Origin of the sequence: Labrys sp. WJW (assembly GCF_001676615.1) — a bacterium.
GTDB classification, from domain to species: domain Bacteria; phylum Pseudomonadota; class Alphaproteobacteria; order Rhizobiales; family Labraceae; genus Labrys; species Labrys sedimenti.
This window is the reverse complement of the sequence record NZ_LYXZ01000016.1, coordinates 87533-114527: the sequence shown is the minus strand read 5'-3', so window position 1 is coordinate 114527 and position 26995 is coordinate 87533. Positions and strand designations below refer to the sequence as shown.

At 63.1% G+C, this 26995-nt stretch carries 29 protein-coding genes and 1 riboswitch; of the genes, 14 read left to right on the top strand and 15 right to left on the bottom strand.

Translation table 11 applies throughout. The features are described from left to right. The first annotated feature begins 12 nt into the window (after positions 1 to 12). The 5 genes from BA190_RS11140 to BA190_RS11120 are packed head-to-tail and all read left to right on the top strand — an operon-like array spanning position 13 to position 4919. Positions 13 to 1665, top strand: coding sequence for an FAD-dependent oxidoreductase (locus BA190_RS11140; protein ID WP_068286280.1), 1653 nt, complete (start codon positions 13 to 15; stop codon positions 1663 to 1665). A 26-nt stretch (positions 1666 to 1691) separates the two neighbouring features. Continuing rightward, positions 1692 to 2099, top strand: a complete 408-nt coding sequence (gene speD, locus BA190_RS11135) for an adenosylmethionine decarboxylase (protein ID WP_245314667.1) — start codon at positions 1692 to 1694, stop codon at positions 2097 to 2099. 59 nt (positions 2100 to 2158) lie between these two features. After that, positions 2159 to 2548 carry a GntR family transcriptional regulator gene (locus BA190_RS11130; RefSeq protein ID WP_068286277.1) on the top strand — a complete coding sequence of 130 codons (390 nt, stop codon included), beginning with the start codon at positions 2159 to 2161 and terminating at the stop codon, positions 2546 to 2548. Further along, on the top strand, positions 2545 to 3438 hold the full coding sequence (locus BA190_RS11125; protein ID WP_068286274.1) for an ABC transporter ATP-binding protein: 894 nt from the start codon (positions 2545 to 2547) through the stop codon (positions 3436 to 3438). The genes BA190_RS11130 and BA190_RS11125 overlap by 4 nt, the downstream gene beginning before the upstream one ends. Beyond that, entirely contained in the window at positions 3435 to 4919 is a 1485-nt protein-coding gene (locus BA190_RS11120; protein ID WP_068286270.1) for a hypothetical protein, read from the top strand. The genes BA190_RS11125 and BA190_RS11120 overlap by 4 nt, the downstream gene beginning before the upstream one ends. Positions 4920 to 4945: 26 nt before the next feature. Here the strand turns inward: BA190_RS11120 and BA190_RS11115 are convergent, their stop codons facing one another. The 8 genes from BA190_RS11115 to ctrA all read right to left on the bottom strand — a co-directional run bounded on the left by BA190_RS11115 (position 4946) and on the right by ctrA (position 12660). Beyond that, complete coding sequence (locus BA190_RS11115; RefSeq protein WP_068286268.1) at positions 4946 to 5344, bottom strand: hypothetical protein; 399 nt, start codon at positions 5342 to 5344, stop codon at positions 4946 to 4948. 60 nt (positions 5345 to 5404) lie between these two features. Continuing rightward, positions 5405 to 6970 carry an aminomethyl-transferring glycine dehydrogenase subunit GcvPB gene (gene gcvPB / locus BA190_RS11110; protein ID WP_202908454.1) on the bottom strand — a complete coding sequence of 522 codons (1566 nt, stop codon included), beginning with the start codon at positions 6968 to 6970 and terminating at the stop codon, positions 5405 to 5407. Then, positions 6970 to 8310 carry an aminomethyl-transferring glycine dehydrogenase subunit GcvPA gene (gene gcvPA, locus BA190_RS11105; RefSeq protein WP_068286264.1) on the bottom strand — a complete coding sequence of 447 codons (1341 nt, stop codon included), beginning with the start codon at positions 8308 to 8310 and terminating at the stop codon, positions 6970 to 6972. Before gcvPA ends, gcvPB begins: the two co-directional genes overlap by 1 nt. 3 nt (positions 8311 to 8313) lie before the next feature. Next, entirely contained in the window at positions 8314 to 8685 is a 372-nt protein-coding gene (gene gcvH, locus BA190_RS11100) for a glycine cleavage system protein GcvH (protein ID WP_068286260.1), read from the bottom strand. A 99-nt stretch (positions 8686 to 8784) separates the two neighbouring features. Then, the gene (gene gcvT / locus BA190_RS11095) at positions 8785 to 9939 is read right to left on the bottom strand and encodes a glycine cleavage system aminomethyltransferase GcvT (RefSeq protein WP_068286257.1); all 1155 of its coding nucleotides are present in this window, start codon (positions 9937 to 9939) and stop codon (positions 8785 to 8787) included. A gap of 179 nt (positions 9940 to 10118) precedes the next feature. Next, positions 10119 to 10225: riboswitch (glycine riboswitch) on the bottom strand. 92 nt (positions 10226 to 10317) lie between these two features. Next, complete coding sequence (locus BA190_RS11090; protein WP_068286251.1) at positions 10318 to 10914, bottom strand: hypothetical protein; 597 nt, start codon at positions 10912 to 10914, stop codon at positions 10318 to 10320. A 96-nt stretch (positions 10915 to 11010) separates the two neighbouring features. After that, positions 11011 to 11793 (bottom strand): 5'-methylthioadenosine/adenosylhomocysteine nucleosidase, encoded by a 783-nt coding sequence (locus BA190_RS11085; RefSeq protein ID WP_068286453.1) that lies wholly within the window; start codon positions 11791 to 11793, stop codon positions 11011 to 11013. 165 nt (positions 11794 to 11958) lie between these two features. Further along, entirely contained in the window at positions 11959 to 12660 is a 702-nt protein-coding gene (ctrA, locus tag BA190_RS11080; RefSeq protein ID WP_068286247.1) for a response regulator transcription factor CtrA, read from the bottom strand. 852 nt (positions 12661 to 13512) lie between these two features. On the opposite strand from ctrA, the gene fliJ reads away from it, so the two are divergent. Continuing rightward, positions 13513 to 13872: a flagellar export protein FliJ gene (gene fliJ / locus BA190_RS11075; RefSeq protein WP_068286244.1), complete on the top strand. Its 360-nt coding sequence runs from the start codon at positions 13513 to 13515 to the stop codon at positions 13870 to 13872. Positions 13873 to 13944: 72 nt separating this feature from the next. Here the strand turns inward: fliJ and BA190_RS11070 are convergent, their stop codons facing one another. The 3 genes from BA190_RS11070 to chpT are packed head-to-tail and all read right to left on the bottom strand — an operon-like array spanning position 13945 to position 15344. Further along, positions 13945 to 14253: a hypothetical protein gene (locus tag BA190_RS11070; protein ID WP_082979650.1), complete on the bottom strand. Its 309-nt coding sequence runs from the start codon at positions 14251 to 14253 to the stop codon at positions 13945 to 13947. 55 nt (positions 14254 to 14308) lie between these two features. Beyond that, entirely contained in the window at positions 14309 to 14689 is a 381-nt protein-coding gene (locus BA190_RS11065) for a RidA family protein (protein WP_068286241.1), read from the bottom strand. Positions 14690 to 14699: 10 nt separating this feature from the next. Next, a complete protein-coding gene (chpT, locus tag BA190_RS11060; protein WP_068286236.1) occupies positions 14700 to 15344 on the bottom strand; it encodes a histidine phosphotransferase ChpT in 645 nt (214 codons plus the stop codon). A 247-nt stretch (positions 15345 to 15591) separates the two neighbouring features. Between chpT and cysQ the strand changes: the two genes are divergently transcribed. The 3 genes from cysQ to BA190_RS11045 all read left to right on the top strand — a co-directional run bounded on the left by cysQ (position 15592) and on the right by BA190_RS11045 (position 18682). After that, positions 15592 to 16398 (top strand): 3'(2'),5'-bisphosphate nucleotidase CysQ, encoded by an 807-nt coding sequence (gene cysQ / locus BA190_RS11055; protein WP_256390527.1) that lies wholly within the window; start codon positions 15592 to 15594, stop codon positions 16396 to 16398. 296 nt (positions 16399 to 16694) lie between these two features. Beyond that, complete coding sequence (locus tag BA190_RS11050) at positions 16695 to 17288, top strand: DUF1134 domain-containing protein (protein WP_068286233.1); 594 nt, start codon at positions 16695 to 16697, stop codon at positions 17286 to 17288. Positions 17289 to 17509: 221 nt separating this feature from the next. Further along, a complete protein-coding gene (locus BA190_RS11045) occupies positions 17510 to 18682 on the top strand; it encodes a hypothetical protein (protein WP_068286231.1) in 1173 nt (390 codons plus the stop codon). A gap of 131 nt (positions 18683 to 18813) precedes the next feature. On the opposite strand, the gene BA190_RS11040 is transcribed toward BA190_RS11045, so the two are convergent. Together BA190_RS11040 and BA190_RS11035 are read right to left on the bottom strand one after the other, a co-directional pair. After that, positions 18814 to 19713, bottom strand: coding sequence for a pseudouridine-5'-phosphate glycosidase (locus BA190_RS11040; RefSeq protein WP_068286229.1), 900 nt, complete (start codon positions 19711 to 19713; stop codon positions 18814 to 18816). Next, positions 19710 to 20648, bottom strand: coding sequence for a carbohydrate kinase family protein (locus tag BA190_RS11035; RefSeq protein WP_068286222.1), 939 nt, complete (start codon positions 20646 to 20648; stop codon positions 19710 to 19712). The genes BA190_RS11040 and BA190_RS11035 overlap by 4 nt, the downstream gene beginning before the upstream one ends. A 237-nt stretch (positions 20649 to 20885) precedes the next feature. On the opposite strand from BA190_RS11035, the gene BA190_RS11030 reads away from it, so the two are divergent. The 3 genes from BA190_RS11030 to BA190_RS11020 all read left to right on the top strand — a co-directional run bounded on the left by BA190_RS11030 (position 20886) and on the right by BA190_RS11020 (position 23993). Then, positions 20886 to 21884: a lytic transglycosylase domain-containing protein gene (locus tag BA190_RS11030; RefSeq protein WP_068286220.1), complete on the top strand. Its 999-nt coding sequence runs from the start codon at positions 20886 to 20888 to the stop codon at positions 21882 to 21884. Positions 21885 to 22177: 293 nt separating this feature from the next. Beyond that, positions 22178 to 22990, top strand: a complete 813-nt coding sequence (locus BA190_RS11025; protein ID WP_068286216.1) for a transporter substrate-binding domain-containing protein — start codon at positions 22178 to 22180, stop codon at positions 22988 to 22990. 169 nt (positions 22991 to 23159) lie between these two features. Further along, a complete protein-coding gene (locus BA190_RS11020) occupies positions 23160 to 23993 on the top strand; it encodes an amino acid ABC transporter permease (protein WP_068286209.1) in 834 nt (277 codons plus the stop codon). A 6-nt stretch (positions 23994 to 23999) separates the two neighbouring features. On the opposite strand, the gene BA190_RS11015 is transcribed toward BA190_RS11020, so the two are convergent. Further along, a complete protein-coding gene (locus BA190_RS11015) occupies positions 24000 to 24350 on the bottom strand; it encodes a DUF6717 family protein (protein WP_068286202.1) in 351 nt (116 codons plus the stop codon). Between the two features lie 60 nt (positions 24351 to 24410). On the opposite strand from BA190_RS11015, the gene ftrA reads away from it, so the two are divergent. Then, positions 24411 to 25409: a transcriptional regulator FtrA gene (gene ftrA, locus BA190_RS11010; RefSeq protein WP_068286444.1), complete on the top strand. Its 999-nt coding sequence runs from the start codon at positions 24411 to 24413 to the stop codon at positions 25407 to 25409. An 18-nt stretch (positions 25410 to 25427) separates the two neighbouring features. On the opposite strand, the gene BA190_RS11005 is transcribed toward ftrA, so the two are convergent. Further along, positions 25428 to 25727, bottom strand: a complete 300-nt coding sequence (locus tag BA190_RS11005) for a helix-turn-helix transcriptional regulator (protein ID WP_068286200.1) — start codon at positions 25725 to 25727, stop codon at positions 25428 to 25430. Positions 25728 to 25872: 145 nt separating this feature from the next. On the opposite strand from BA190_RS11005, the gene BA190_RS11000 reads away from it, so the two are divergent. Then, entirely contained in the window at positions 25873 to 26937 is a 1065-nt protein-coding gene (locus tag BA190_RS11000) for an alkene reductase (protein ID WP_068286198.1), read from the top strand. Positions 26938 to 26995 lie beyond the last annotated feature (58 nt).

The following is a 26995-nucleotide window of genomic DNA, read 5'->3' as shown; positions in this document are numbered from 1 at the left end:
GCGGCCTTCACCATGACCCGGATCAGCCGCAAGCAATTCCTCGCCTTGGGGGCGGCCTCGCTCGGCCTGGCCGGCGCCGGGCTGGTCGGCGGGGAATTGCTGGCGGGCAAGGGGATGACTGGAAGCGGCGAGGGTGGTTCCGTGCCCGGGGAACTGGTGGGTGCGTCTTCCCGCATCGGTCACAGGTTGCGGACCGGCAGCTTCCCGATACCAGGGGAGATCCTGAAAACCGACATCCTCATCGTGGGCGGCGGCATAGCGGGCCTCGGCGCCGGCTATCGCCTTGCCAAGGCCGGCTATGACGATTTCCTTCTGCTCGATCTGGAGGCTTCTCCCGGCGGCAATGCTTCCAGCGGCCGCAACGAGGTTTGTGCCTTTCCCTGGGGCGCCCACTACGTGCCGCTGCTCACCGAGGAGGCCAGGGCTGTCAGGGCGCTGTTCCAGGATTTCGGCGTCATCACCGGCTACGACGCCAAGGGCACGGCCATCTATGACGAATATGCCCTCTGCGCCGATCCCTCGGAGCGGCTCTATCGCTATGGGCGCTGGCAGGAGGGCCTGATGCCTTCCATCGGCCTCGACGCCGACGAGGAGGCCGACGGCAAGCGCTTCTTTGCGGCGATGAAGGCGTTTCGCCAGCGCATCGGCAGCGACGGCCGGCGCGCCTTCGCCATTCCACTCGACCTGAGCTCCCAGGACGACGATCTGATGGCACTCGACGGCCTCACCATGACGGCCTGGATGGAGCGGGAGGGCTATCGCTCGCCGTCATTGGCCTGGTATGTCGATTATTGCTGCCGCGACGATTACGGCACGCGCTCGCGCGACGTCTCGGCCTGGGCCGGCATCCATTATTTCGCCGCCCGCAACGGCCGCGGCGCCGATGCCGAGGACCAGGGCCTGGTCACCTGGCCCGAGGGCAATGGCTATCTGGCGCGCCGTCTTGCCGACGCGCTCGGCCCCCGCATCCGGACACGATCGCTCGCTTATGCCGTCGAGGCGAAGGGTGATGGCGTTACCGTCGACGTCTGGGACGCGGCCGCCGACAAGGCTTTCCGCATCGAGGCCAAGGCGGCCATCCTGGCGACGCCGCATTTCGTCACGGCACGGTTGCTCCGGGATCCGAGCCTTGCCGCCGGTTTCTCCTATGCCCCCTGGGCAGTCGCCAATATCACGCTCGACCGGCTGCCCGGCGGCACCGGCGCCAATCTGAGCTGGGACAATGTCGTGTTCGACAGTTCCTTGCTTGGCTATGTCGTCGCCACCCATCAGATCACGCAGATGCGCCCGACGCGGACGGTGCTGACCTATTACTGGCCGATCAGCCATCTGCCGCCCGAGGATGCCCGCCGCGAGGCGCTCGCCCGTCCCCTGGCGGACTGGCAGGCGATCTTCCTGAAAGAGCTCCTCGCCGTGCATCCCGAGCTCGAAGGTCATGTCGAGCGGGTTGATGTCTGGGTCTGGGGCCATGCCATGATCCGGCCTGTGCCGGGCTTCATCTGGGGCACTCAGCGGCGGGCCGGCCTGCAGCAGCGCCCGCCGGTCTTCACCGCCCATTCCGACATGAGCGGCGTCTCCATCTTCGAGGAAGCCTATACGCATGGCGCGCGTGCGGCGGAGAGGGCCATGGCCTATAGTGGCCATCCCTTCGAAACGGTGCTGTGATGGCGCGGGCAGATCAGGGAAAGCCATTGGCAGCGCAAGCGCAAACCTCGAGAGCCGGGCCGGCTCCGCCGGCGGATGCTACGCCCATCCAGGCCCGCGCCTTCGCGCCTGGCCTGCATCTGCTCATCGACTTCTGGGACTGCCAGGGCCTCACCGATGCCGCGGGCATCGAACGCGCCCTGCGCAAGGCCGCAACCGCCTGCGGCGCCACGGTGCTCGGCGTCAAGCTGCATGGCTTCGGCGAGACAGGCGGCATCACCGGCGTCGCCCTGCTCGCCGAATCCCATATCAGCATCCACACCTGGCCCGAGACCGGCTATGCCGCCCTCGACATCTTCATGTGCGGGCGCTGCGATCCCCGCCAGGCCCTGCCGGTGCTGGAGGCCCATTTCGCGCCGGGGCGAGTGAAGGTGAGCGAGCACAATAGGGGCTGAGGCCACCGTTCCTTTTCATGGCGATTGCATACCGCAGGTGTATTGCTATATTGATACACATGGACGCTTCGGAATTCGCCATTCTGCCCGGTGCGGCTGAGCCGATCTATCGACAGATCGCCGGCCAATTGCGCCGCATGATCGTGAGCGGCCAGTTGGAGAAGGGCGCGTCTTTGCCCTCTGTGCGTGAGGTGGCCGGCTTCCATGCGATCAATCCGATGACGGTGTCGCGTGCCTATTCACTGCTGGAAACCGAAGGGCACCTCGAACGCCTGCAGGGACGAGGCATGATCGTCGCGACGTCGTCCCGGCGCGCTGCCTCACTCGACCAGCGCCTCGCACTGATCGAACCTCATCTCGTGGAACTGGCGCGTCAGGCGCGTGAATTGGAACTGCCCGACGACGTCATCTTGCGCAGGCTGACGGCCTTGCTGGAGGGGAAGGAATGACGAATTTTGCGTCGACTCAATCGATTCCGGCAGCGACGCCGATACGCGCGGCTGGGCTCAGTAAGGTCTACGGTACGCATCAGGCCCTCACCAATGTCAGCGTGCGCATAGAGCCCGGCGAGATCGTCGGGCTCGTCGGTCGAAACGGCGCCGGCAAATCGACGCTGATCCGGGCTTTGCTCGGCCTGATCGAAGTCGAGGCCGGCACGGCCTGGGTCTTCGACGAACCGGCCTTGACCATGAGCGACGGCGTCAAGGAACGTCTGGCCTATGTGTCGCAGACCCCGACCGCACTCGAATGGATGTCGGTCAAGCAGATGATGCACTTCATCGCCCGACTCTATCCGAGATTGGATCGAGACTATGTGAATGAGGCACTCAAGCGCGCCCAGATCCCGATCGATCGCAATCTCTCGGCACTTTCGCCGGGAGAACGCCAACAGGTCGAACTGGTGCGCGCACTGGCCATTCGTCCCGAGCTCCTGGTCCTGGACGAGCCCGCCGCTGCGCTCGATCCTGCGGTCCGCCGGGAGCTCTTACGCGACATCGTGATCCGGGCCGGGGAAGGCGGAACCACCGTGTTGTTCTCGACGCATATCGTGTCCGATCTCGAACGCGTGGCCTCGCGTATCCTGTTCCTGCATCAGGGACGCGTCATCCTGGATGCTCCGGCGGATGATCTCAAGGAATGCGTGGCCCAGGTGGTCGTGCCGTCCCATGCACTGCCGGAAAGCTCCATTGTAGGAGAGCTTCATCGTCGAATTCTGGCTGATGGCGCCATCTCGCTGGTGCTTCGGCGCTCGCCCGCCGAAGACTGGCCCGATTTCGCCCGTCGGGCTGGGATCAGAACGCTCGGCATCGAGGATCTCTTCGTGGAGATTGCGCAATGAAACGGGAGCAGATCTGGCTGAAATTGACGTTGGGTTGCGATCCTGCAGCCGCAGCTTCTTATCTGCTCTCGTTTGTGGTGCTACTCGTCATATCTCCTTTGCTGCGCCTCGACGGTCAAGTTTACACGCGCGTGATGCCCATCTATCTCGGTTCTTCTGCAGCGTGCTGGTACTATGCCTTGGAAGTGGCCCGACATCGTGTTGAGGCGGCAAAGGACTTGCTCGTTCCTCGCCTTGACCGCTATGCCGTCGAGGGACTTCTTATTTCAGCGGCTGCCCAGACCGCTCTGCCATCCTTGATCATTGGATTGTGCCGACGTTCCTTGACCGAAGGGTTGGTTTGTTGCGCCATTCAGGCTTGCCTCGCCATGGGAGGCTTGGTCGCGTTACGAACTGGCTCCGACAAGAAGATGCAACCGAGGGTGAAGGCAGGTGTTCTGGTCGGCCTCGCTGCAGCACTATTTGTACTTGAAGAAACAGGGCGGCGGGCAGAGATTCCTCATTTTTTCGAATGGGCTGTATTGATGCTGACATTGTGCCTGATTGCTATCGCCATGCATCTCTACTGGCCCGCAACCGAGTTGCCAAGACTTGTCGCCTCGCAGCCAATTGGATACAAAGTTAAGACTTCAATAGGGGCCGTCAGTAAAGCTCTGCTAGTGCAAACTCAGCCTACTGAACGCAAGCCAGCGATGCCGAGTAGCTCTGCTTTTGTCTTTGAGCCGGTAACTCCGCCAGAAGGGCCGGTATCGTCGGTCGAAGCACTGCGGTGTCTCTTATGGAGAAACCTCAACATTGGCTTTGGGTGGCGACAGGCAGTGGTTGGACTGCGGCGCCGTTTCGTGGTTGTCGGCTTAATTGCAGGTATAATGATTGGTTTCGACTATTTTCTTGCCGGCAATTTAAATCCGTCTCCGAATTTTTTTTGGTTCTTTCTCGCTATATTTAATTCATCAAGCCGAGATCAGGACGAAATGGTTTCGAAATTCAATCAGGATAAGTCGTCTGATCGTGAGTTTGCGGCATTGATGCCGATGAGTGGGCAGGGGCAATCTCTGAAGGTTGGGTTTCTCGGTGTCGTTATCTCACCGGCAATTCAAGATTTTATCTTAGATGCTTTGAGTATAAATATTGGCATGATAATTGTATTTTTGTATAATATGAATTATGCGTTGTTGGATTTCTTACCGTGGCTTTCTGTAATTAATATTTTATTGCTTGCCGTAAGTTTTATCAGGGCGCGGTTTATTTTAAAAGATATATTTAGAAAGGGTATTGAGATAAATTTAAAAGAAGAATATACTATGATTATATTGTTGCCTTTTGCATTGGCCCTCGCGATTATTTTGGCATTTACTGGATCATTTGCAGTCGTAGTAGGGGGGCTTTGTATGGTTGCAATTCTATGGGCTGCTATGCTGATGAAGGAGGATTTACGCGTTTATTACATGCACCCGCATCCGTTCTTGCCAAAACGATAACATCATCCTTGCTTAATTGCTGTTACTTACTCCTCCACGCCCATATCGGCGTCGGTGAGGTAAATCGTCTCAATCTTCCCCGATGGGTGCACGCAATACCAGCTATAGGGGTTCAACTCCTCGTCGGTGATGATCGAGTAGCAATCCGCTACCTTCGAAAAATAGATCGCGAAGCGTCGCTCCTCTTCGAGCGAGTCCGGGCCGGGTTGCCAGACTTCGAGCAGGAGAGGATAGGTTTCGCTCAGAGCTTCCACGATGACATGGACGTCGAGCGGGGTGCTGCTACTCGCACCCCAGCTCTCGATCATTTCGTCCTTGGAACCGAAATAGGTGATCGTCCGGTCCGGCCCGAAATAGTGCCGGATGGCGCTTCTGATCGTCTCGGTGTCGAGATTGCGGTCGACGGAGAGCTGGAAAAAGCCCATGCTTGGCTCGGTCTCTGTGCAAGCCCCGCCGGGCTTGTGTCCGGCGGGAATGATCGTTTCCTATTCCGCCGCGTCCTTGATGGGCTCGGGCTGCGTCCAGCGCAGCACGGGCTGGCGGGCGGCACGGGTTTCGTCCAGGCGCCGGCGCGGGGCGTGGTAGGGGGCGCCGGAGAAGCGCTCGATCTCGCCGCGCCTGGCTGACAAGGCAAGGTCGCGCAGCGCGGCGATGAACAGATCGAGCGAGGCCTTGGATTCGCTCTCCGTCGGCTCGATCAGCATGGCGCCGTGCACCACGAGGGGGAAATACATCGTCATCGGATGATAGCCCTCGTCGATCATCGCCTTGGCGAAATCGAGCGTGGTCACGCCGGTATCCTTCAGCCAGGTGTCGTCGAACAGCGCCTCATGCATGCAGGGCTGGTCGCCGAAGGGGGCCGACATCAGATCAGCCAGGCCGGCACGGATATAGTTGGCGGAAAGGACCGCATCTTCCGAGGCCTGCCGCATGCCGTCGGTGCCATGGGAGAGCATGTAGGTCAGCGCCCGCGTGAACATGCCCATCTGGCCGTGGAAGGCGGTGAGGCGGCCGAAGGGCGTCTCGCCATTCATCACCTCTTCGGCCCGTTCGACCAGCACGCGGGCATTGACGACATAGGGGAAGGGCGCGAAGGGCGCGAGCTTTTCGGAGAGCACCACCGGCCCCGCGCCCGGCCCACCGCCGCCATGGGGCGTCGAGAAGGTCTTGTGCAGGTTGATGTGCATGGCATCGATGCCGAGATCGCCGGGACGGACCTTGCCGACAATGGCGTTGAAATTGGCGCCGTCGCAGTAGAAATAGGCGCCCGCCTCGTGCACCACGTCGGCGATGGCGCTGACGTCGCGCTCGAACAGGCCGCAGGTGTTGGGGTTGGTCAGCATGATCGCGGCGACATGCGGGCCCAGGGCCTTCTTGATTTCCGCCGGATCGACGGTGCCGTCCGCGCGCACAGGGATGGACTCCACCGTGAAGCCGATCAGGGCGGCGGTGGCCGGATTGGTGCCATGGGCCGAATCGGGCACCAGCACGACCTTGCGGGTCTCGCCTTCGCCCCTGGCCGCGATGGCGGCCTTGATCGCCATCATGCCGCAGAGCTCGCCATGCGCGCCGGCCTTCGGGCTCATCGCCACCGCCGGCATGCCGGTGAGGGTCTTGAGGTAATGGGCGAGATGATCGATCACCGCCAGCGCGCCGGGCACGGTTGAAATCGGCTGCAGCGGGTGAATGTCGGCAAAGCCCGGCAGCCGCGCCACCTTCTCGTTGAGGCGCGGATTGTGCTTCATGGTACAGGAGCCGAGCGGGAAAAGCCCGGTATCGATGCCGAAATTCTTCTGGCTCAGGCGCACGAAATGGCGCATCGCCTCCGGCTCGGCAAAGCCGGGCAGGCCGATCGGATCCTTGCGCTCGAAGGCACCGAGCCTCGGTTCGAAATCCTCGACCTCCTCGACGTCGACGCCGGTCACATCCGTGCGGCCGATCTCGAACAGCAGGGCTTCCTCGATGATGAGGGCGCGGTTGCCGGTGAAGGTGGGGTTGAAGGCCTCGGCGCCTTCGCCGGGGGAGGAGGGACGCCCCTGACGGTTCAACATCAGACCAGCTCCTTCAGGGCGCTGACGAGGGCGGTGCGGTCCTCGTCGGTGTTCACTTCGGTGGAAGCGATGATCAACAGATCCTTCAGCTCCGCATTGGGCGACAGGCGCGAATAGGGCACGCCGCCCAGAATACCCCGGGCTGCCAGCTTCTCCAGTAGCGAGGCGGCACTGCCTGATACCCGGATGGTGAACTCGTTGAAGAAGCTCTGCTGGATGATCTCGATCCCCTTCACCTTGCCCAGCATGTCGGCCAGCTTCACCGCATTGGCATGGTTGACGCGGGCGAGCCTGCGCAGGCCCTTCTCGCCGAGCAGCGCCATGTGAATGGTGAAGGCCAGCACGCACAGGCCCGAATTGGTACAGATGTTCGAGGTCGCCTTGTCGCGGCGGATGTGCTGCTCGCGGGTGGAAAGCGTCAGCACGAAGCCGCGTCGGCCCTCTGCGTCCACGGTCTGCCCGCACAGGCGCCCCGGCATCTGGCGCACATATTTCTGCCTTGTGGCGAACAGGCCGACATAGGGTCCGCCATAGCTGAGGGCATTGCCGATGGACTGCCCCTCGCCGACCACGATGTCGGCACCCATTTCGCCCGGCGATTTAATGAGGCCGAGCGAGACGGCCTCGGTGAACACCGCGATCAGGAGGGCGCCGGCCTTGTGGCAGGCCTGCGCGATCGGTGTGAGATCGCGCAGATTGCCGAAGATATCAGGGTTCTGCACCACGACGCAGGAGGTCTCACCATCGATCCCCGCAATCAGATCCTCGCTACCGTCGACGTCGGCGGGCATGGCCACCTCGGTATGGCCGGCCATCTTGGAGATGGTATGCACCACATCGGTGTAATGGGGGTGCAGGCCGCCGGAGAGGATCGCCTTGGAGCGGCGGGTGACGCGGTGGGCCATCAGCACGGCCTCGGCCGTGCCGGTCGAGCCGTCATACATCGAGGCATTGGCGACTTCCATGCCGGTCAGCAGCGCGACCTGGGTCTGGAACTCGTAGAGATATTGCAGCGTGCCCTGCGCGATCTCCGGCTGGTATGGCGTGTAGGAGGTGAGGAATTCCGAGCGCTGGATCAGGTGGTCGACGGTTGCCGGCACATGATGCTTGTAGGCGCCGGCGCCGACGAAGAAGGGTACCGAGGATGCCGTGACATTGCGCGAGGCGAAGGCGGTCATGATCTTCTCGACCGCCATTTCGCTCTTGGCGTTCGGCAGCACCGGCGGCGCTTTCAGGAGCTTGTCGGCGGGGACGCTGGCGAAGAGATCGTCGATGCCGTTGACGCCGATCTTCGCCAGCATGGCGCCGCGATCATCGGCGGTCAGGGGTAGGTAGCGCATGGATCAGGCTCCGATATGAGCCTTGTAGGCCGCATCGTCCATGAGAGCGTCGAGTTCGGCCGGATTGGAGAGCTTGATCTTGATGAACCAGCCCTTGCCGAGCGGATCCTCGTTCACGGTGGACGGTGCGTCGGGCAGGGCCCCGTTCACTTCCAGCACCTCGCCGGAAACCGGCGCATAGACTTCGCTGGCGGCCTTCACCGATTCCACCACCGCGGCTTCGTCGCCCTGCTTGAGCGTCTTGCCCGCGGCGGGAAGCTCGATGAACACCACGTCGCCGAGCTGCGACTGGGCGTAGTCGGTGATGCCGATGGTGGCGACGTCACCCTCGACGGATACATATTCATGGTCGCTGGTGAATTTGATCGTGGCCATGGGACAGTCCTCTGGTGGAATCGGTTGGTGGAGTTGGGGGATGGAAATCGATAAGTTTTGTACGACAGGGGCAGCGCAACCGGTCACGTTGAAATGCCTCTACGATTTATGAAAGCGGTGCGGGACGAAGGGCATCGGCGCGACCTGGATCGGCAGGTCCTTGCCGCGCAGCTCGACGAGAAGGCTGGTGCCGTCAGCCGACAGGGCAGGGGGCACGTAGCCGATGGCGATGGGGCCGCCCACGGTGGGCCCGAAGCCGCCGGAGGTGACGATGCCGACGGTTTCGCCAGCCGCATTCTTCAAGGCCGCCCCCTCGCGCACGGGCGCTCGACCTTCCGGCTTGAGGCCGACGCGGATACGCGCGGGGCCCGAGGCGATTTCGCGCTGGATGCGCGACGCGCCGGGAAAGCCGCCCTGTTCGCGGCGGCGCTTCTGGATCGACCAGATCAGGCCGGCCTCGATCGGCGAGATGGTCGGATCGAGCTCATGGCCATAGAGGCACAGGCCCGCCTCCAGGCGCAACGAGTCGCGGGCGCCAAGCCCGATCGGCTTGACCCGCTCGTCGGCCAGCAGCGTGCGCCACAGGGTGACGGCCTTGTCGTTGTGAACCGAGATCTCATAGCCGTCCTCGCCGGTATAGCCCGAGCGGGAGAGGCCTATGGCGATGCCGTCGAAGCTCGCGCGCTGCGAGGCCATGAAGGGCATGGCCGAGGCATCGGAACAATGATCGCCCAGCACGGCGGCAGCGAGCGGGCCCTGCAGTGCGAGCAGCGCGTAGTCTGCAGCGACAACCAATTGGGCGCTGTCGCCGAGCTTGTCGCGCAGCAGGGCGAAGTCGGCATGCTTGCAGCCGGCATTGACCACCAGGCCGAGCTTGCCGTCTTCGGCCGGATCGGTCGAGCGTGCCACCATGAGGTCGTCGAGCGTGCCGCCCTCATCGTTCAGGAACTGGGTGTAGCGCTGGCGGCCCGGGGCGAGATTGAGAATATCGGCCGGCACCAGCGTTTCCAAGGCCGCAGCGACGGCTTCATGGCTGTCGGCGATCAGATAGGCCTGCCCCATATGCGAGACGTCGAACAGGCCGGCCGCATTGCGCGTATGGTTGTGCTCGGCGATGATGCCGGTGGGATACTGGACCGGCATGTCATAGCCGGCAAATGGCACCATGCGTGCGCCAAGGGCGACATGCTCGGCATGAAGAGGCGTCTTGAGAAGCGGGGCTTGCTGATCTGGGCTTGCGGCTGGCTCGGCCATGGGCACTCCGGCAAAAGGTTGCACGCCGGACGAATGAATGTCCGGTTGTGCCCCCTCTGTCGCGGTTACCTGAGAGATTTCGCGACCCCGCACCCAAGTTCCAGGTGCAAGAACTGGGAGCCACTTACGCCCTTCGGTGAGCCCGAATGCTCGCGCATTCGTGCCGCTTTCCAGAGTTTCGTTCCCCCGCGGTCCGGTTGCCTGAGAGTTTCCGGGGCGGTTGCTCCTTCGGCGCCGGTCCGTGATTCCTCAAGGGAATCAGACCGAACTCTTCCGCGGGGATCGGCCGAATGCCGGGAAGCTATCCCTCGCCTCAACTGTCGTCAACCCAACAGAATGAGGCGCCTTGGGAAAAGGTCTGAAGAATTTTGAGCCCGCTCAGCGCCGGCGTTTTTTCTTGGTGACAGTGCCGCCCTTGCCGTCGAATCCGACCACGATGTCATAGGAACTGAGCGGCTGCTCCAGGCCGATGGTGATCGGGGCCGAGGTGTCGACCACCCGGAAACTGCCAGGACCGCCGCCGGGCGTCGCCGCGGCGGAGACGCGGATCACCTTGGTGTAGACGGGCTTCTCGTCGCGGTCGCGGATGGTGATACGCACTGGCGCCGAATAGCCACCGCCGCCGGACGAAGCGACGTGACCCTCCACGCCGACCTTGATGGTGACGGTATTGCCGCTGGCGAGATCGCACTCACGGGCGAAGTTGGTGATCGAGAATTGCGCACTGGGGGGACCGTAGGCGGCCGCGCCGGTAGGAATGTTGATCTGCGGGCACTCGGTGTCGGGGTCGAAATCCACCCGCAGCGGGACCTGGGATGCGGTCTGCGTCTGTGTCGGCGCAGCCGTTTCCGTCGGCGTGCCGTAGACACCGGTAATCATGCTGCTGGTGCAGCCGCCGAGAAGGAGCGCCGGGGCGACCACACCTGCCAACAGGGCGCTACGAGCCGCCCAGACGCCATACTGACTGCCAACCATCGTCACGCTCCGCTGAATGCACGGCGTCCTTATAGCATGCCGTTCGGCTTCGGCCAGTCCGCCGCGAGCCCGCTATGCACAGGCCCCTTGAACCAGTCACCAGTCGTCGCGCTGCAGGAAGCGCCGCAGGATGTGGTGGGAGTAGAAACTGGCAACCGTGGCGAGGAAGGCCGGGAAATCGACATGGGCATTGTCGTCGGCACTGTCGGAGATGGTGCGCAATACGCCACAGGGAACGCCGTAGTCATGGCAGATCTGGGCCACGGCCCCGCTTTCCATCTCGATGGCAAGGGCGTCCGGAATGTCGTCGCGCAGGGCTGCGACCGCCGCGTGACCGTTGACGAACTGGTCGCCGCTGATGATCAGCCCGCGATGAAGGCGAGGAGCGGCAAGAGCGAAGCGTTCGCGAATCTCGGCGGAGAGCTGCGGCAGATCCTCGGCCAGGAAGGCCTCGATCGCTCCCGACAGGCTGTTGCCGATGGGAGCATCGGCGGCGAAGCGGGACACGCCCGTCAGGGGAACCTCGTAGCGCGGGAAGATCGGGCGCGCGTCGAGATCGTGCTGGAGCATGGCATCGGCCACCACGATATCGCCGACCCTGACCGATCGGGCGCCACCGCCGGCCACGCCGACATTGAGGATGGCGCCAACCTGATAGGCATGGATGAGGCCGGCGGCGGCAGTGGCGGCGGCAACCTTGCCGACCCGCGAGAGCGTCAGCACGCAGGGGCGGCCGAAGAGATGGCCGCTATGGTAGTCCCGGCCGCCGATGCGCTGCGTCTGCGTGGCGCCGTCCTGCTTCATCAGGGCGAAAAGCGCTTCGGCCTCCTCGGCGAGCGGGACGAGGATGCCGAGGGGAGAGGTAGAAGAGACTGTCATGCAAGCTTCCGAGCGGGCGGGTTCAGCGAAGGCGGGAACGGACACCATAGGCCATTCGTTCATCGCCTTGATGTCAAGCCATTCCGCTGGGGCGACATGCCTTCCAAAAAGAAAGGCCGGGACTGAGCCCGGCCATCTCGTCTCGTTGGTGGGGGAGGTGCGGCGTCAGACCGCGATGCGCTCTTCGATCTCGTTGGGCTCGCGCAGCACATAGCCGCGGCCCCAGACCGTCTCGATGTAGTTGGTGCCGTTGGTGGCGTTGGCCAGTTTCTTGCGCAGCTTGCAGATGAAGACGTCGATGATCTTCAGTTCCGGCTCGTCCATGCCGCCATAGAGATGGTTGAGGAACATCTCCTTGGTCAGCGTGGTGCCCTTGCGCAGCGAAAGCAGCTCGAGCATCTGATATTCCTTGCCGGTCAGATGCACGCGCGAACCATGGACCTCGACCGTCTTGGTGTCGAGATTGACCACGAGGTTGCCGGTGGCGATCACCGACTGGGCATGGCCCTTGGAGCGGCGGACGATGGCGTGGATGCGCGCAACCAGCTCGTCCTTGTGGAAGGGCTTGGTCAGGTAGTCGTCGGCGCCGAAGCCGAGGCCCTTCACCTTGTCCTCGATGCCGGCAAGGCCGGACAGGATGAGGATTGGCGTCTTGACCTTGGCCACCCTGAGCGAGCGCAGGACCTCGTAGCCCGACATGTCGGGGAGGTTCAGGTCGAGCAGGATGATGTCGTAATCATACAGCTTGCCGAGATCGACACCTTCCTCGCCCAGATCCGTCGTATAGACGTTGAAACTCTCTGACTTGAGCATCAGCTCAATGCTTTGCGCCGTGGCGCTATCGTCTTCGACAAGAAGTACGCGCATCTCAATCCCCCACTGCGGCCTCGGAGGGTCGACCGCCGTCGCGAATGCGCAGACGGCACGGTGAAGTCACCTCGTCGATGATCAACCGCGACGCTACGCAGGCATGGTTAACAAATTGTGATTCTCTCATGCAAGCGAAACTTGAAAACAAGGTCCAAAACTCCCTGTAACACATTGCCTGAAAGACAGATTCGGTGAGCGACGAGCGTCAACATTCACATGAAGAAACTCGCCTAAGCGATTCAATCGACTCACCCATTCGCCGCAGAATTTCGACAAACGTGGCGGTGAGTTCGTTGACCGTTGTTAGGGATCATTAACGAGGCAGGTAAATTAATGGTTACCGTCAGGGCAGGTTCTTAGGGATTCAGAGCGAATCAACAGCTTTCCCCGAGCCGCCCGCGCCATGGTGGGCGGAGTGGCAGTCTCGTCGGCGACCCAGGAGGAAGACCGGTTCGCTGCGGAGCAGCTTCGTCGAATCCGCCTGCTTCTTCAAGTTGTTAGAAACAAGTAAACGCAGTATTAATTCTACGATTCCTGTCTGATGTGAAGCATATCTTCCGCATGAATCGGTAGTCCTGCTGCAGCTCGCTGCTCCCCGGAGAAATATTAAGAAAAGCGGCGGCGACGTGGAGAAATGGCGCGCCGACTTGGTAAATCATGGCGTACGATTTTCTTGATTGTCGACTGTCCCGCCTTGGTTCGCGGCTTTTTTGCGGCGAGTAAGGAAGAATTCACGTCCATGCCGGATGGTGTGGGTCTTCGCCGGGCCGATGGCCTGGCGATCCGATTGTGCGGCCTGTCCCCCACGGTAGGGGCGGCGGGCCGATGCGGCTGATGGAGTAGTGAGTAATGAAGTCGCGCGATACCCTTATTCGTCTCAAGCGCTTCCAGGCAGACGAGAGACGCCGCCAGGTCATCCAGATCGAAACCATGGTGGCCGAGTTCGAGCGCATGGCAAGCGAACTCGAACGCGAAATCAAGGCCGAGGAAGCCAAGGCTGGCATCACCGATCCGAGCCATTTCGCCTATCCGACCTATGCCCGTGCAGCCACTGCACGCAGGGACAATCTGCGTGGTTCGGCCGACGATCTGAAGATCAAGCTGGAAGACGCCAGGAGCGCGCTCACCGATGCGCTGGACGATCTGAAGATGGTCGAGACGCTCGACGATCGTGAAAAGGCCAGCGAGCGCAGCATCGCTGCCCAATAGAAGGCTGACGTTGGACAGCCAAATCCTGGCCAACCTCGGGCTTGGACAACCGGTACGATACGAGGCCGTCGCTCACTGCTTGGGCGTCGGCGGCTTGGTGCTGGTACAGCGCAGATCCTTGCGCACGCAGGAAATGCCCGGGGTCGAACACATCGGCTTGCCATTCACCACCGCGCAGATGATGCATTCGTCGGTGACCTCGCTGCAATCGGGATTGCCGGCGATGAAGGAAAGCACGCGCTCGTCGGGGGCGATGGGTTGGGAGGGCGCCGGAGGCTCCGGCGGCTTGGCCTGGCTGTCCTGCGCCCGTGCCGGTGACCATCCCTGGCCGATAGTCAGCATGGCGGCAGCCAGACACAGGCGGATCAGTACGCTGCGCATTAGGGCACACTCCCTGCAACCGGCCTTCAAAACCAAGACTTACAGCAAAACAGCGTCAGCCGCGAAACGCCGTGACCTCGATCTCGACCTTGATCTCGGGCTTGATGAGATCGCAGATCAGCATGGTGGCCGCAGGTCGAATCTCCCCAAAGACCCCGCCGGTGACCGCCATCACGGTCTCCACATGGTCGGTGCTGGTCACGTAATAGGTCGCGCGCACCACCTGGCTCATGGCAAAACCACCCTCGGCCAAGGCCTTTTCGATGGTGGCCAGCGTGTTCTCGGTCTGGGTGGCGACGTCTTCCGGCAACGTCATGCGGGCATAGTCATAGCCGGTGGTGCCGGAGACGAAGCACCAGTCGCCCTGCACCACGGCGCGGGAATAGCCGGCGCTGCGTTCGAGCGGGGAACCGGTCGAGATCAGTTTACGGGGCATGGATGTTTCCTCACACAGGCGCGGCGGTGATGCGCACGCCGCCATCGATCGCCTCGATCGTCACGGACATGCCGGCGGCCCGGGCAATCAGCCCGGTGTAGTAGGGCTGGATCAGGTGGCTATCGAGCGTGCCGTTTTCGGGCTCGCCCGCCAGAAGGCTGATCAGGCCGGGGGGAATGCGCGAATTGCCGCCAAGCGAGACGACCTCGAAGGTCGGCGCCTCGGGATCACCGGTCACCTTGGCATTGATGGAGCCGCCACGCGGAATGGTGGTGGTGGCGACCACGAGCAGGTTCAGCAGCAGCTTGACCTTGTTTTTCGGCATGAACTGGCGCGGTGCCGACCAGCTCAGCGTCACCTTCTCGTCCTGGATGAAGCCGCGGGCGACGTTCTCGGCATCGCCGAGATCGATCGAAGCGCCGGCCGAGCCGGCGGCCCCAAAGGCGATCCGCGCAAACTGCAGGCGGGCCGAGGCGTTCCGGGAACTTTTCTTGATCAGGTCGAGGGCAAAGGCCTTCATCGAGGCATCGTCTTCGTCCTCGAGGACTTCGAGCCCGTTGACGATGGCGCCGACCGGATTGATCACGTCATGGCAGACGCGAGAGCAGAGCAGGGCGGCCAGATCAAGCGCATCGAGTTGAAAACCAGCGGTCATCGCAGCACCCAGAATAAATCAGGAGAGAAAGGCAAATCGGAAGAGAATCAGGTCTCGGGAACCTGTTTTTCAGATAGACTCTGCGGCGCGGGATGTGAAGGCGCGAGGTGCCTGCATGTCCCGTTCCGCCCTGTTTGCAACCCTGGAGTGCGCTGACGAAGGGGGTGCAAAGATGAGCAGCAGACCCAATATTCTTGCGGTACGACGCCAATCAGGACTAAACAGGCCGCTGCTATCGGAGGCCCTTTTGACCCAGACCGCTCAGACTTCACTCTCGCCCCTTCCCAGCCCGGACGCGATTGCGCATGCCTTTGCCGAGATCGCCCGTGAGGCGGGCGCTGCGATCATGCAAGTCTACGCCAAGGGATGCGACGCCCGCATCAAGGACGACCGCTCGCCGGTGACGGAAGCGGACGAAGTGGCGGAAGCGATCATCCTGCGGCGGCTGGCGGATGTGATGCCGGACGTTCCGGTGGTGGCGGAAGAATGCGCTGCCAAGGGGGTGATTCCGGAAGTCGGCAGGCGCTTCATCCTGGTCGATCCGCTCGATGGCACCAAGGAATTCCTCAACCGCAACGGCGAGTTCACCGTCAACATCGCCCTGATCGAAGATGGCAGGCCGGTCGCCGGTTGTGTTTTCGCGCCGGCGGTCGACACGCTTTACGCGGGAGGTGATACGGCCTGGCGCGTTCGGGACGGCGCCGAAGAAACCATCTCGACGCGGGCCTACCCCGCCGAGGGATTGACGGCGCTGTGCAGCCGTTCCCATCCCGACGCCAAGAGCGAAGCCTTTCTGGCCGAATATGCCATTGCGGACCGGCGCGAGGCCGGATCCTCTTTGAAGTTCTGCCGGGTGGCGGAAGGCGTCGCCGATGTCTATCCGCGCTTCGGGCCGACCATGGAGTGGGATGTCGCGGCCGGCCATGCCGTGCTTTCCGCCGCGGGCGGGCAGGTGCTGATGCCCGATGGCGAAGACTTTCTCTATGGCAAGGCCGCTGCCGGCTTCCGCAATGTCGCTTTCGTGGCCTGGGGCCAGGACGCTCCTCGCAAATAGCTGAGTTGCCGCGGCTTTTCCTCGTTATCCTTGCCTCAATCCCGCGCAGATGCGGCCATGTTTCCGGGCGTTTTGCCTGCTGGAATCGCGTGGTCGTATCGCCAAGGCCTCTTGTGACCCGGTGGCCTCACCGGGACCCGCGCGGACGCGTCGAAACGAAGAACGAGGGCAGGAAGGGCAGCCATTCGGATGCACTTCGCTCTTGGAAGCAATTTGTTAACGCTGATAGGCCACAAAATAGGGCTCACAGACGCCCAAAACAGGGCTTACAGAGGCCTAAGCCAACGAGGCTCGCGATGAACGACATTCTTCCCCGCCGCAAGGCTCTTACCATGATGGCCGGCATGGCTCTGTCCGCGACCGGCTTCGTCTCCCCCTCCCTGGCGCTTGCGCAGTCGGAGCGGCCGGAGCGCATCTCCTCCAACGAACTCGTCAATTCCGGCCACCGTTTCTTCGGCACCGTGTCGAGGGATCTGGCGCTCACCATTCAGAAGGCCGTGGCGCGCTGGGGCGAGCCCAATGGCTACATCCTCGGCCAGGAAGGGTCGGGCGCCTTCATCGGCGGGCTTCGCTATGGCGAGGGCACGATGTTCACGCGCAATGTCGGCGACCGCAAGGTCTACTGGCAGGGCCCCTCCGTGGGATGGGATTTCGGTGGCGACGGTGCTCGCACCATGATGCTGGTCTACAATATGGATCGGATCGACGAGATCTATAGCCGCTTCCCCGGGATCGCCGGTTCGGCGTATATCATCGGTGGCTTCGGCATGACTGCGCTGGGTGATGGCAATATGATGGTGGTGCCCATCAAGTCCGGCGTCGGCGCCCGTCTCGGCATCAATCTGGGTTATCTCAAATTCACGCCGTCGGCGACGTGGAATCCCTTCTGATCCCGCGCAACTGTGCGGCATCTGTGGGTGGTTGCTGGTGTTCATCCCAGCCGGGAAATGCAGATACCAGTGCTGCGGTCAGATCATCTATACAAACCGTACGCAATGGACGCCAGTTGGACATCCAAGTGCGATTTTAAGCACGCTGTGCGTTTTCATCCTGCATTGTCGTCGAATTGACGTATAGTACGGCGAAGATATCGCCGTACTGAGACTCTGCCGTGCTCGATTATGCGATTGCCTTTTTCCTCGGAGCAGCGCTCGCTGCCTTGGCCGCACTGGCCATGGTGCCTGCGATCTGGGGACGTGCGCGTCGCTTGATCCGTCGTGAAATGGAAACCGCGTTGCCCCTGTCGATGGCACAGGTGCGGGCCGCCCAGGATCACGTCCGGGCGGAAGCGGCCATGCGACACCGTCGCCTTGAACAGAAAGCCGAGCATGAGCGGGCCCAACGGCATCAGCTGATGGCCGACTATGGCCGTCAGAGTGAAAGGCTGCGCCGGCTCGAGGCCCTGCTCGGGGTCGATGCCGCCAGGCTTGGTCAATTGGAAGACGGTGCAGCCCATGGCCAGCGCGACGTGCTCACCGCCCAGCAGGAGGTTGCGGCGCTGAAGGCGGAGCTGGCGGCGGCGCGAGTGACCATCGCGCTGCGCGATGACGAAGCCCTCGATCACGGCCGCGAGCTTGCTGCGGCGCAGGAAAGCAATGACAGCCTGCGCATCGAATTGGTCGCTCTTCGTACCAAGCTCGGTGCGGCGGAGGATGGCGCGGTTCTGCATCAGCACGAATTGCAGGAGGCGCTGGAACTGGCTTCCGGCAAGGATGACCGCCTCGCCACCCAGTCGATCGAGCTGATGCGGCGCGACACTGCCATCGCCGCGCTCGAGGCGCGGACGGCCTCGTTGCAGCGCGAATTGCAGGCGATGGCCGACAAGAGACAGGTAGCCGAAACCGAGCGATCTGACAGCCTGGTCCGACTTTCGGACTGGGAGGCGGATTTGCGCCGCAAGGATGCCCTATTGGCCGAACGCGATGCCCGGCTGGCCCTGGCGGGGGGACGGGAGGCCGAACTGATCGCCGAGCTCAATCGCCTGCGCCGCAGTGCGGAGCCGAGCGCCGCCGAGGAAGAAATCGGTGCCCTGAAGATCGAGCGCGCCCGCTTGCAGGCCGAGCTTGCCGCTCTTCGCGAGGAAGCCCATGAATCCTGGCTGCGCATCGAGGCCGACAACAGCCTTCTGCGCCGCGAAATGGCGCAGGTCGCTGCCGAAATCGCCCGCGAGGCGGCAACCCGCCGGGCCGTCGGTGTGGTGCCCGGACCGGAGCGTCAGGCGGCGAATGATCCGGCTGCACAGGACCAGGCAGCACAGGCAAGCCAGGAAGCCCGGCCGAACTGACCTCGCTCTCAACGCATTTCGAGGGTATGGCTGCGCAAGGATTCCTTCGGCCACACCTGGTCGATCGGCGCGCTGCCGAAGTAGCAGAGTGGCGGGAGCATTCGTCACTCCCGTCAGTGACCGGGCTGATATTACAGCGCGGCGGCGATCTTCGCCGCCAGGCGCGCATTGTTCTCCACCAAGGCGATATTGGCGATCAGGCTGCGCCCCTCGGTGAGGTCGAGCATGCGCGAGAGCAGGAAAGGCGTGAGAGCCTTGCCGGAAATGCCCATGGCATCGGCTTCGTCCACGGCCGCTTCGATGGCGGGATTGATCTCGTTGGCGGCGATCTCGTCGGCCAGCGGGATGGGGTTGCCGACCAGCACGCCGCCGTCGAGCCGCAATTCCGCGCGGGCTCGGATCAGGGCGGCGATGTCGGCGGGGTCGTCGAGGCGCATCGGTGCCGCCAGGCCGCTCTTGCGGCTCCAGAAGGCAGGGAATTCGTCGGAGCCATAGCCGACGACCGGCACGCCGAGCGTCTCCAGGGTCTCCAGCGTCTTGGGCAGGTCGAGGATGGCCTTGGCGCCGGCGCAGACGACGCAGACCGGCGTGCGCGCCAGTTCCTGCAGATCGGCCGAGATGTCGTAGGTCTTCTCGACGCCGCGATGCACGCCGCCGATGCCGCCGGTGGCGAAGACGCGGATACCGGCCCGGTCGGCGGCGATCATGGTGGCGGCCACCGTGGTGGAGCCGTTCTTGCCCGTGGCGACGGCATAGCCGAGGTCGGCACGGCTGAGCTTCAGGAAGCCGGTAGCCTTGCCCATGGCTTCGAGCTGGCTGTCCTCCAGCCCGGCATGAATGACGCCGTCGAGCACGGCGATGGTTGCCGGCTCGGCACCGCCGGCCCTGACCGCCGCTTCGACCTTGCGGGCCGTTTCGACGTTCTGGGGCCAGGGCATGCCATGGGTGATGATGGTGGATTCCAGCGCGACGACCGGCTTGCCGGCCTTGAGGGCGGCAGAGACAGCGGCGGAATGAGCAATGGACGTCATGATGCTATCGTTTCGGTTGGATGGGAATTGATGTAGCGGGCCAGCACGGCCTGCATGGTGAGATCGGAACGCACGGTCTGGGGCGACTCGACCGTGAGGGCTGCGGCAGCCATGGCCCGGTGGGCCGCCATGAGGAAGCCGTCGCCGGCGGCAAGGCGTGCGAGCGTGGCCCCGGCCAGCGCATCGCCGGCCCCGTTGACGTTGGTCGGGCGGGAGGCCAGCGCTGCGATCGGGGTTACCTTGCCTGCTTCCCAGGCCAGGGCTCCGCGCGGGCCGAGGGTGAGCAGTCCGCGTGGCACCGGGCCCGCCGCGAGCCTTGTAGCCAGGGCTTCCGCTTCCTCCTCGCTTCCGAGCAAAGCGCGCGCCTCGTAAAGATTGAGGAAGAGGATATCGATCGAGGCCAGGATCGGTACGAGCTTGGCCAGCTTCTGCACCGAGACGGGCACGCAGGCGAGGGGGCGGGGTCCCTTCGCTTCCGCCACGGCCTGCAAAGCGGCCGGCGGCAGATTGGCGTCGGCGAACACGTACCCTTCCGGAGGGAAGCTGGCTATGCGGATGGCGATGGTTTCGGGCTCGATCCGGTCGAAGATCGCCATGTCGGCGAGACCGATCACCAACTCGCCCTCGCCGCTGAAAATAGCGGTGTAGGAGGCGGTGGTGGCTCCGGCGGCCAGCCTGACGCAGCTCATGTCGATGCCGGCCCGGTTGCTTTCCTCGACGACACGCCGCCCCTCCAGATCGTCGCCGACCAGCGAGACGAGGCCGACCTCGATGCCCAGGCGCGCCAGATTCTCAGCCACGTTGCGGGCGACACCGCCCAGGCTGGTGCGCATCGTGCCGATGTTCGAGGTGTAGAGGCGCTCCTTCGCATCGGCGGTCTCGCCGACACGGTCGATGACGCAGCCGCCTGCACATAGAACGGGACGATAGGCCATGGCTCCTCGCGACGGGCCCATAGGCCCGAAAGCGCATTCCGTGCCACAGATTCGCGCCCGCAACAATGCGACGCTCCGCCGGTTGCCGCTTTCCTCTTGCGTCACGCCGCGATTGCCGTCATGAGAATCCCGCCTTCCAAGCGCATCCGGGACAGGCCTTGCTCTTTCCCGGTAACCGCCACATTTTGCGCATTCTTGTTTGGCTTTTGTGGCTCTTCTTCCCTCCGAGATGATTTCATGCGCACTGCCCCCTTGCTTGCCGCCCTGTTGCTGATGGCCTCGCCAGCCCTGGCCCAGACGGAGCCGCAGCCTTCGTCGCCCCAGGCCCAGCCACAACCTCAAGCCCAACCGCAGCCTCAAGGCCAGCCTGAGCCCCAAGCCCAGCCTCAAGCCCAGCCTCAAGCTCAGCCGCAATCCGGGGCGCAGCCCGCCGCACAGCCGCAGCCGCAAGGCCAGCCACAGGGGCAGGCGCAGCCCCAGACCCAGGTGCAGGCCTGCACCACGCCGACCGATCCCGCCGGCTTCCCGGCCTGGCTGGAGAATTTCAAGAAGGATGCCGCGGCCAGGGGCATTGGCGCCCAGGGCATGGCCGCCCTGGAGGGCGTTGCCTACGATCCCAAGGTGATCGGGCTCGATCGCGCCCAGCGGAAGACCTTTTCGCAGACCTTCGAGGAATTCTCGGGCCGCATGGTCAATGCCTATCGCATCAAGCGCGGCAAGCAGGTGATCAAGAAGTATCAGGCGGTGTTCGACAAGGCCGAGGCCGAATATGGCGTGCAGGCGCCGATCATCGCTTCTCTCTGGGCGCTCGAGACCGATTTCGGTGCCAATGTCGGCAAGTTCGAGAGCATCCGCTCGCTGGCAACCCTCTCCTTCGACTGCCGCCGTGGCGACAAGTTCCGTCCCGAACTGATCGCCGCCCTCACCATCGTCGACAAGGGCGACGTGCCGCTGCACGAGATGCGTGGTGCCTGGGCCGGTGAGATCGGCCAGGTCCAGTTCATGCCGACCTCCTATCTCAAGCACGCCGTGGACTTCGATGGCGATGGCCACAAGGATCTGGTCAAGAGCCAGGCCGACGTGATCGGCTCGGTCGCCAAGTTCCTGTCGGGCCGCTGGCAGCGTGGCGCCGGCTGGAATCCCGGTGAGCCGAATTTCGACGCCCTCAAGGCCTGGAACGGCAGCGAGCTCTATCGCAAGACGGTCGCGCTGCTGGCCACCAAGATCGCGGAATAGGCCAAAGGCCGGTCTTGCGACCCGATGCAGCTCACGTTGGCAAACACTGCAATTTGTCATAGCCGGGCTTGACCCGGCTATCCAGAAGCCACATGCGCAACCGGATCGAAGAGCTGGATTGCCGGGTCAGGCCCGGCAATGACAAAGGTCGTGCAAACTCGAAGACGCTAAAATGAACCGCGATGCGGTTCGGGGACCCGCTTTTTCCATGTGGGGACCGTGAAAATCCCCTGTTCGGCATGAAACCCGCGTGGCAAGGTTGCGGCTTGAGCCCGCCACACCGGAGTTTCCCGATGCTTCGCCGCACCTTTCTCGCCCTTGGCGCCATCGCAGCCTTGGCCGTTCCCCTAGGACTGGCCCAGGGGCCGGCCGAGGCCCAGACGCTGCCTGACCTGAAGGGCCGGACCATCGTCGCCGTCACCGAGAACGCCTATTTCCCGTTGAACTTCACCGATCCCAAGACCGGGCAGGGCATCGGTTGGGAATATGACGCGGTCAACGAGATCGGCAAGCGGCTCAATGCCAAGATCGAGTGGAAGACCTCGTCCTGGGACGCCATGATCCAGGCGGTGCAGAACGGCCAGTTCGACATCGGCATGGACGGCATCTCCATCACCGACGAGCGTAAGAAGCAGATCGCCTTCTCCGACCCCTACATGGTGTCCGAACAGTTCATGCTGGTTAGGGCCGACGAGAAGCGCTTCGCCGATTCCAAGAGCTTCGCGGCCGACGACAAGCTTTTCGTGGGCGCCCAGTCCGGCACCACCAATTTCTTCGTCTCGGTCACCGACCTGCTCGGCGGCAACGACAAGAGCCCGCGGCTCAAGCTGTTCGAGACCTTCGGGGCCTCGGTGCAGGCGCTCAAATCGGGCGATGTCGATACGGTGCTGATGGACAAGGCCGGCGCCGAGGGCAACATCGCCGCCTCACCGGACAGCTTCAAGATCGTCGGCAACGGCCTTGGCCATGACGAGTTCGGCTTCATCCTCAAGCAGGGCTCCGATCTCATCGGTCCGGTCAATGCCGCGCTGGCCGCAATGAAGGCGGATGGGACGACCAAGGCGCTCGATAAGAAGTGGTTCTTCGACTACAAGACCGCGAACTGAGCCGGGATCGGCTTCCCGGCACCACGGTGTCATTGCGAGCGGAGCGAAGCAATCCAGTTTTCTGCGGGCGGCGAAGTCCGGATTGCTTCGCTCCGCTCGCAATGACCAAATTGTCCGTCGCTTCGACCCTTGAGCCGCCTGCCTTACTCCCGGATCTTCCTGCCTTCACATGACGACGTCTCACGCGCCACCGCCGCCACCCTCCTTCCTGTCGAAAGTGCCCTGGTGGCTGGTGATCCTCATCGTGCTGGGGACGGCCGTCCTGATCGGCGGCCTGGCCAGCGAGCAATATCGCATCATCTTCGGCGTGGTGGGGCAGGGGCTCTTCGTCACCATCCGGGTAACGGTGATCGCCTTTGCTGCTTCGCTGGTGCTCGGCACCATTCTGGCGCTCGGGCTGGTGTCGCGGTCGCGCTGGCTGGGGGAGGGGCTCAAGGCCTATGTCGAGATCATGCGCGGCGTGCCCATGATCGTGCTGCTCTATTACATCGCCTTCGCGGTCGGCCCGGCCTTGATCGAAGGCTATGTCGCCCTGTTCGGCCCGGCCATCGCCGCCGGCTTCATGCCGGAGATCACCATCCGGGATTTCAGCTTCGAATGGCGGGCGATCTTCGCGCTGACGCTGGCCTATTCGGCCTTCATCGCCGAGATCGTGCGCGGCGGCATCCAGTCCATCCCGGCCGGACAGTTCGAGGCGGCCCAGGCGCTCGGCCTGACGCGCTTCAAGACCATGCGCCTCATCGTGCTGCCGCAGGCCTTCAAGACGATGACGCCGCCTCTCGGCAACGACCTCGTCTCCATGCTGAAGGATTCCTCCCTCGTCTCCGTGCTCGGCATTGCCGATATCACCCAGAACGGCAAGACCTATACGGCCTCGACCTTCCGCTTCTTCGAGACCTATACGGTGGTGGCCTTCTTCTATCTGGTGATGACCATCGGCCTGACCCTGCTGGTGCGCCGTCTGGAGCAGCGCATGCGCCGCAACGAGGTCCGGCAGGATTGAGTCTACTTATTGCGGATCCTGGGCTCTGATCTGCACATGGATGGCCATTGGCGGCTGATCGAAATACCGCAGCAGCGCCGGACATAGCCAGCCTTCGTTGCCGAAGTCGGGCGAGAAGTAGATATTGCCGCTTCCATCCGCGCGTCGCCATTCCAGCTGGAAAGTACTGCCAGGAAAGGGTGATGCGGAAAACACCATGACGAAGCCCTTGCTTGCATTGGGTATATGGGCTGTCGCCTGATCAATCAGCGTATCAGCGCCGCCAACAAAAGGCTCCTGTACGAGCCCAACCTTCGGATCATCGAATACCCACATGCCGAGGTGACGATAGGGGGCAATCACATTGATGGCATTCATGAGCGTCGTCCTGTCGGGTCTTTGCAGCATCGAGAGAAATCTTGTCTGGTCATGGCCTTGATGCCACACTTCGTCAAGATCATGCCAAACATGCCCTCCCTCAGCGGCCCCCTCGTGGCTGTGCTCGTCTATGATGGCCTCTGCACCTTCGAATTCGGGGTGGCCTATGAGGTCTTCGGCCTGCCGCGTCCTGAGATGGGGCCCTCCTGGTATCGCTATGCCACCTGCGGCATCGAGTCGGGGCCGCTTCATGCGGCGGGTGGGCTGACGGTCGAGCCGCATTCCGGCCTGGAATTGCTGGAGGAGGCCGATCTCATCATCGTGCCGGGCTGGCGCGGTATCGCCAGCCCTGTACCGGCGGACCTCATCGATGGCCTCAAGCTCGCGCATCGGCGTGGCGCCCGCCTGATGTCGCTGTGCTCAGGCATTGCCGTGCTGGCTGCCTGCGGCCTGCTCGATGGTCGGGAGGCGACGACGCATTGGCGCTATGCGGCCGATATCGGCGCGCGCCATCCTACCATCGTACTCGATCCCGACCGGCTCTATGTCGACCTTGGCGACATCATGACCGCCGCCGGAAGCGCAGCGGCGCTCGATCTCTGCCTGCATGTGATCCGGCGCGATTTCGGCCCGGATGCCGCCAACACCGTGGCCCGCCGGCTGGTGGTGCCTCCGCATCGCGACGGCGGCCAGGCTCAGTTCATCGAGCGGCCGGTGCCGCGTGAGCGTGAATCCGCCCGGCTGGCTCCCTTGATCGATTGGCTGCGCCAGAATTTGGTCGCGCCCCACCGCATCGAGACGATCGCTGCCCGCTCCGGCATGAGCCAGCGTACCTTCCAGCGCCGCTTCGAGGAGACGACGGGCCTGCCGCCGGGCGAATGGCTGGTGGCCGAGCGCGTGCGGCTGGCCCGCGAGCAGCTCGAGCGCGATCTCGGCGCCTCGCTCGGCGACATCGCCGCAAGCTGCGGCTTCAATTCGCTGGAGACGATGCGCCATCATTTCCGGCGTCGCGTGGGCCTCAGTCCTGCAGCCTATCGGGCGCGCTTCCGCTCGGAATAGCTGTTCCGGACAAGAAGTTTAGTCGGCAAATTTCAGCACGGATTGCAGCAAGCCCGGGAATTTTTCATCGATATCCGGGCGCAGGGCGACGAAGCAGCGCGTGCCTTCCTTGCGGTGGCTGACGATGCCGGCCTCGCGCAATTGCTTGATGTGATGGCTCAGCGTCGAATTGGCGACCTGGCAATCGAATTCCGTCGATCCCTTCTCGCCCTCCGCGAGCAACGTGGTGACGATGTGCAGCCGCACCGGATCACCGAGGGCGGCCAGAACGCCGATCAGATTGATGTCATTCACATCGGGGTGAGGGTGTTGCTTCATGCGTTCTTCTACCTATATTCGACGAATATCGAACTTTGAGACTTTAACGCCTCGGCGAGCCGACCACCAGTTAAGTCTGTGTAAGCCAGGTACGGGAGTTTCAATCGATCGCCCAGAAAAGCCATTTGGAACAAGGTTTCTTTTAATGCCCTCGCTGCTCGACCCCATTCGCATCGGCGCGCTCGACCTGCCCAACCGCGTCATCATGGCCCCGCTGACCCGCACCCGGGCCAGCGCGGGCCGCGTGCCCAACACGCTGATGCGCGACTATTACGTCCAGCGCGCCTCCGCCGGCCTGATCCTGACCGAAGCCACCGCTGTCACGCCGATGGGCGTCGGATATCCCGACACCCCCGGCATTTGGTCGCGGGAGCAGGTCGAGGGCTGGAAGGTCATCACCAAGGCCGTGCATGAGGCCGGCGGGCGCATCGCTCTGCAGCTTTGGCATGTCGGCCGCATTTCCGATCCCGTCTATCTCGACGGGGCCCTGCCGGTGGCACCGAGCGCCATTGCACCTGCCGGCCATGTCAGCCTCATCAAGCCTGAAAGACCCTATGTCACGCCGCGTGCGCTCGAGCTCGAAGAAATTCCCGCCATCATCGAGGCCTATCGCCAGGGCGCAGCCAATGCCAAGGAAGCCGGCTTCGACGGTGTCGAGATCCATGGCGCCAATGGCTATCTGCTCGACCAGTTCCTGCAGGACTCAACCAACAAGCGCACCGATGCCTATGGCGGCTCGATCGAGAACCGGGCGCGGCTGATGCTCGAGGTCACCGACGCGGTGATTTCGGTCTGGGGCGCCGATCGCGTCGGTATGCATCTGGCTCCGCGCGGCGATTCGCATTCGATGGGCGATTCCGATGCGCCGGCCCTGTTCGGCTATGTCGCCCGGCAATTGGATGCCCGCGGGATCGCCTTCATCTGTGCCCGCGAATATGCCGACGGCTCCAGCGTCGCCCCGGTGATCCGCAGCAATTTCAAGGGCGTGTTCATCGCGAACGAGAAGCTGACGGCCGAAAGCGCCGAGGCTTTGGTCGAGAGCGGCGAAGCTGACGCGGCGGCCTTCGGCAAGCTCTTCATCTCCAATCCGGACCTGCCCACGCGCCTGTCCCTCGGAGCCCCGCTCGCCCCCTGGAATGCCGCGACCTTCTACGCCAAGGGCGCCGAAGGCTATACGGACTATCCGGCGCTGGAAGAAGTGCCGGCGTGATCTTCCTGGGAGCGCAGACACCTAGTCCATGAGCGCTAACTTAAGTCGGACAAGGCAT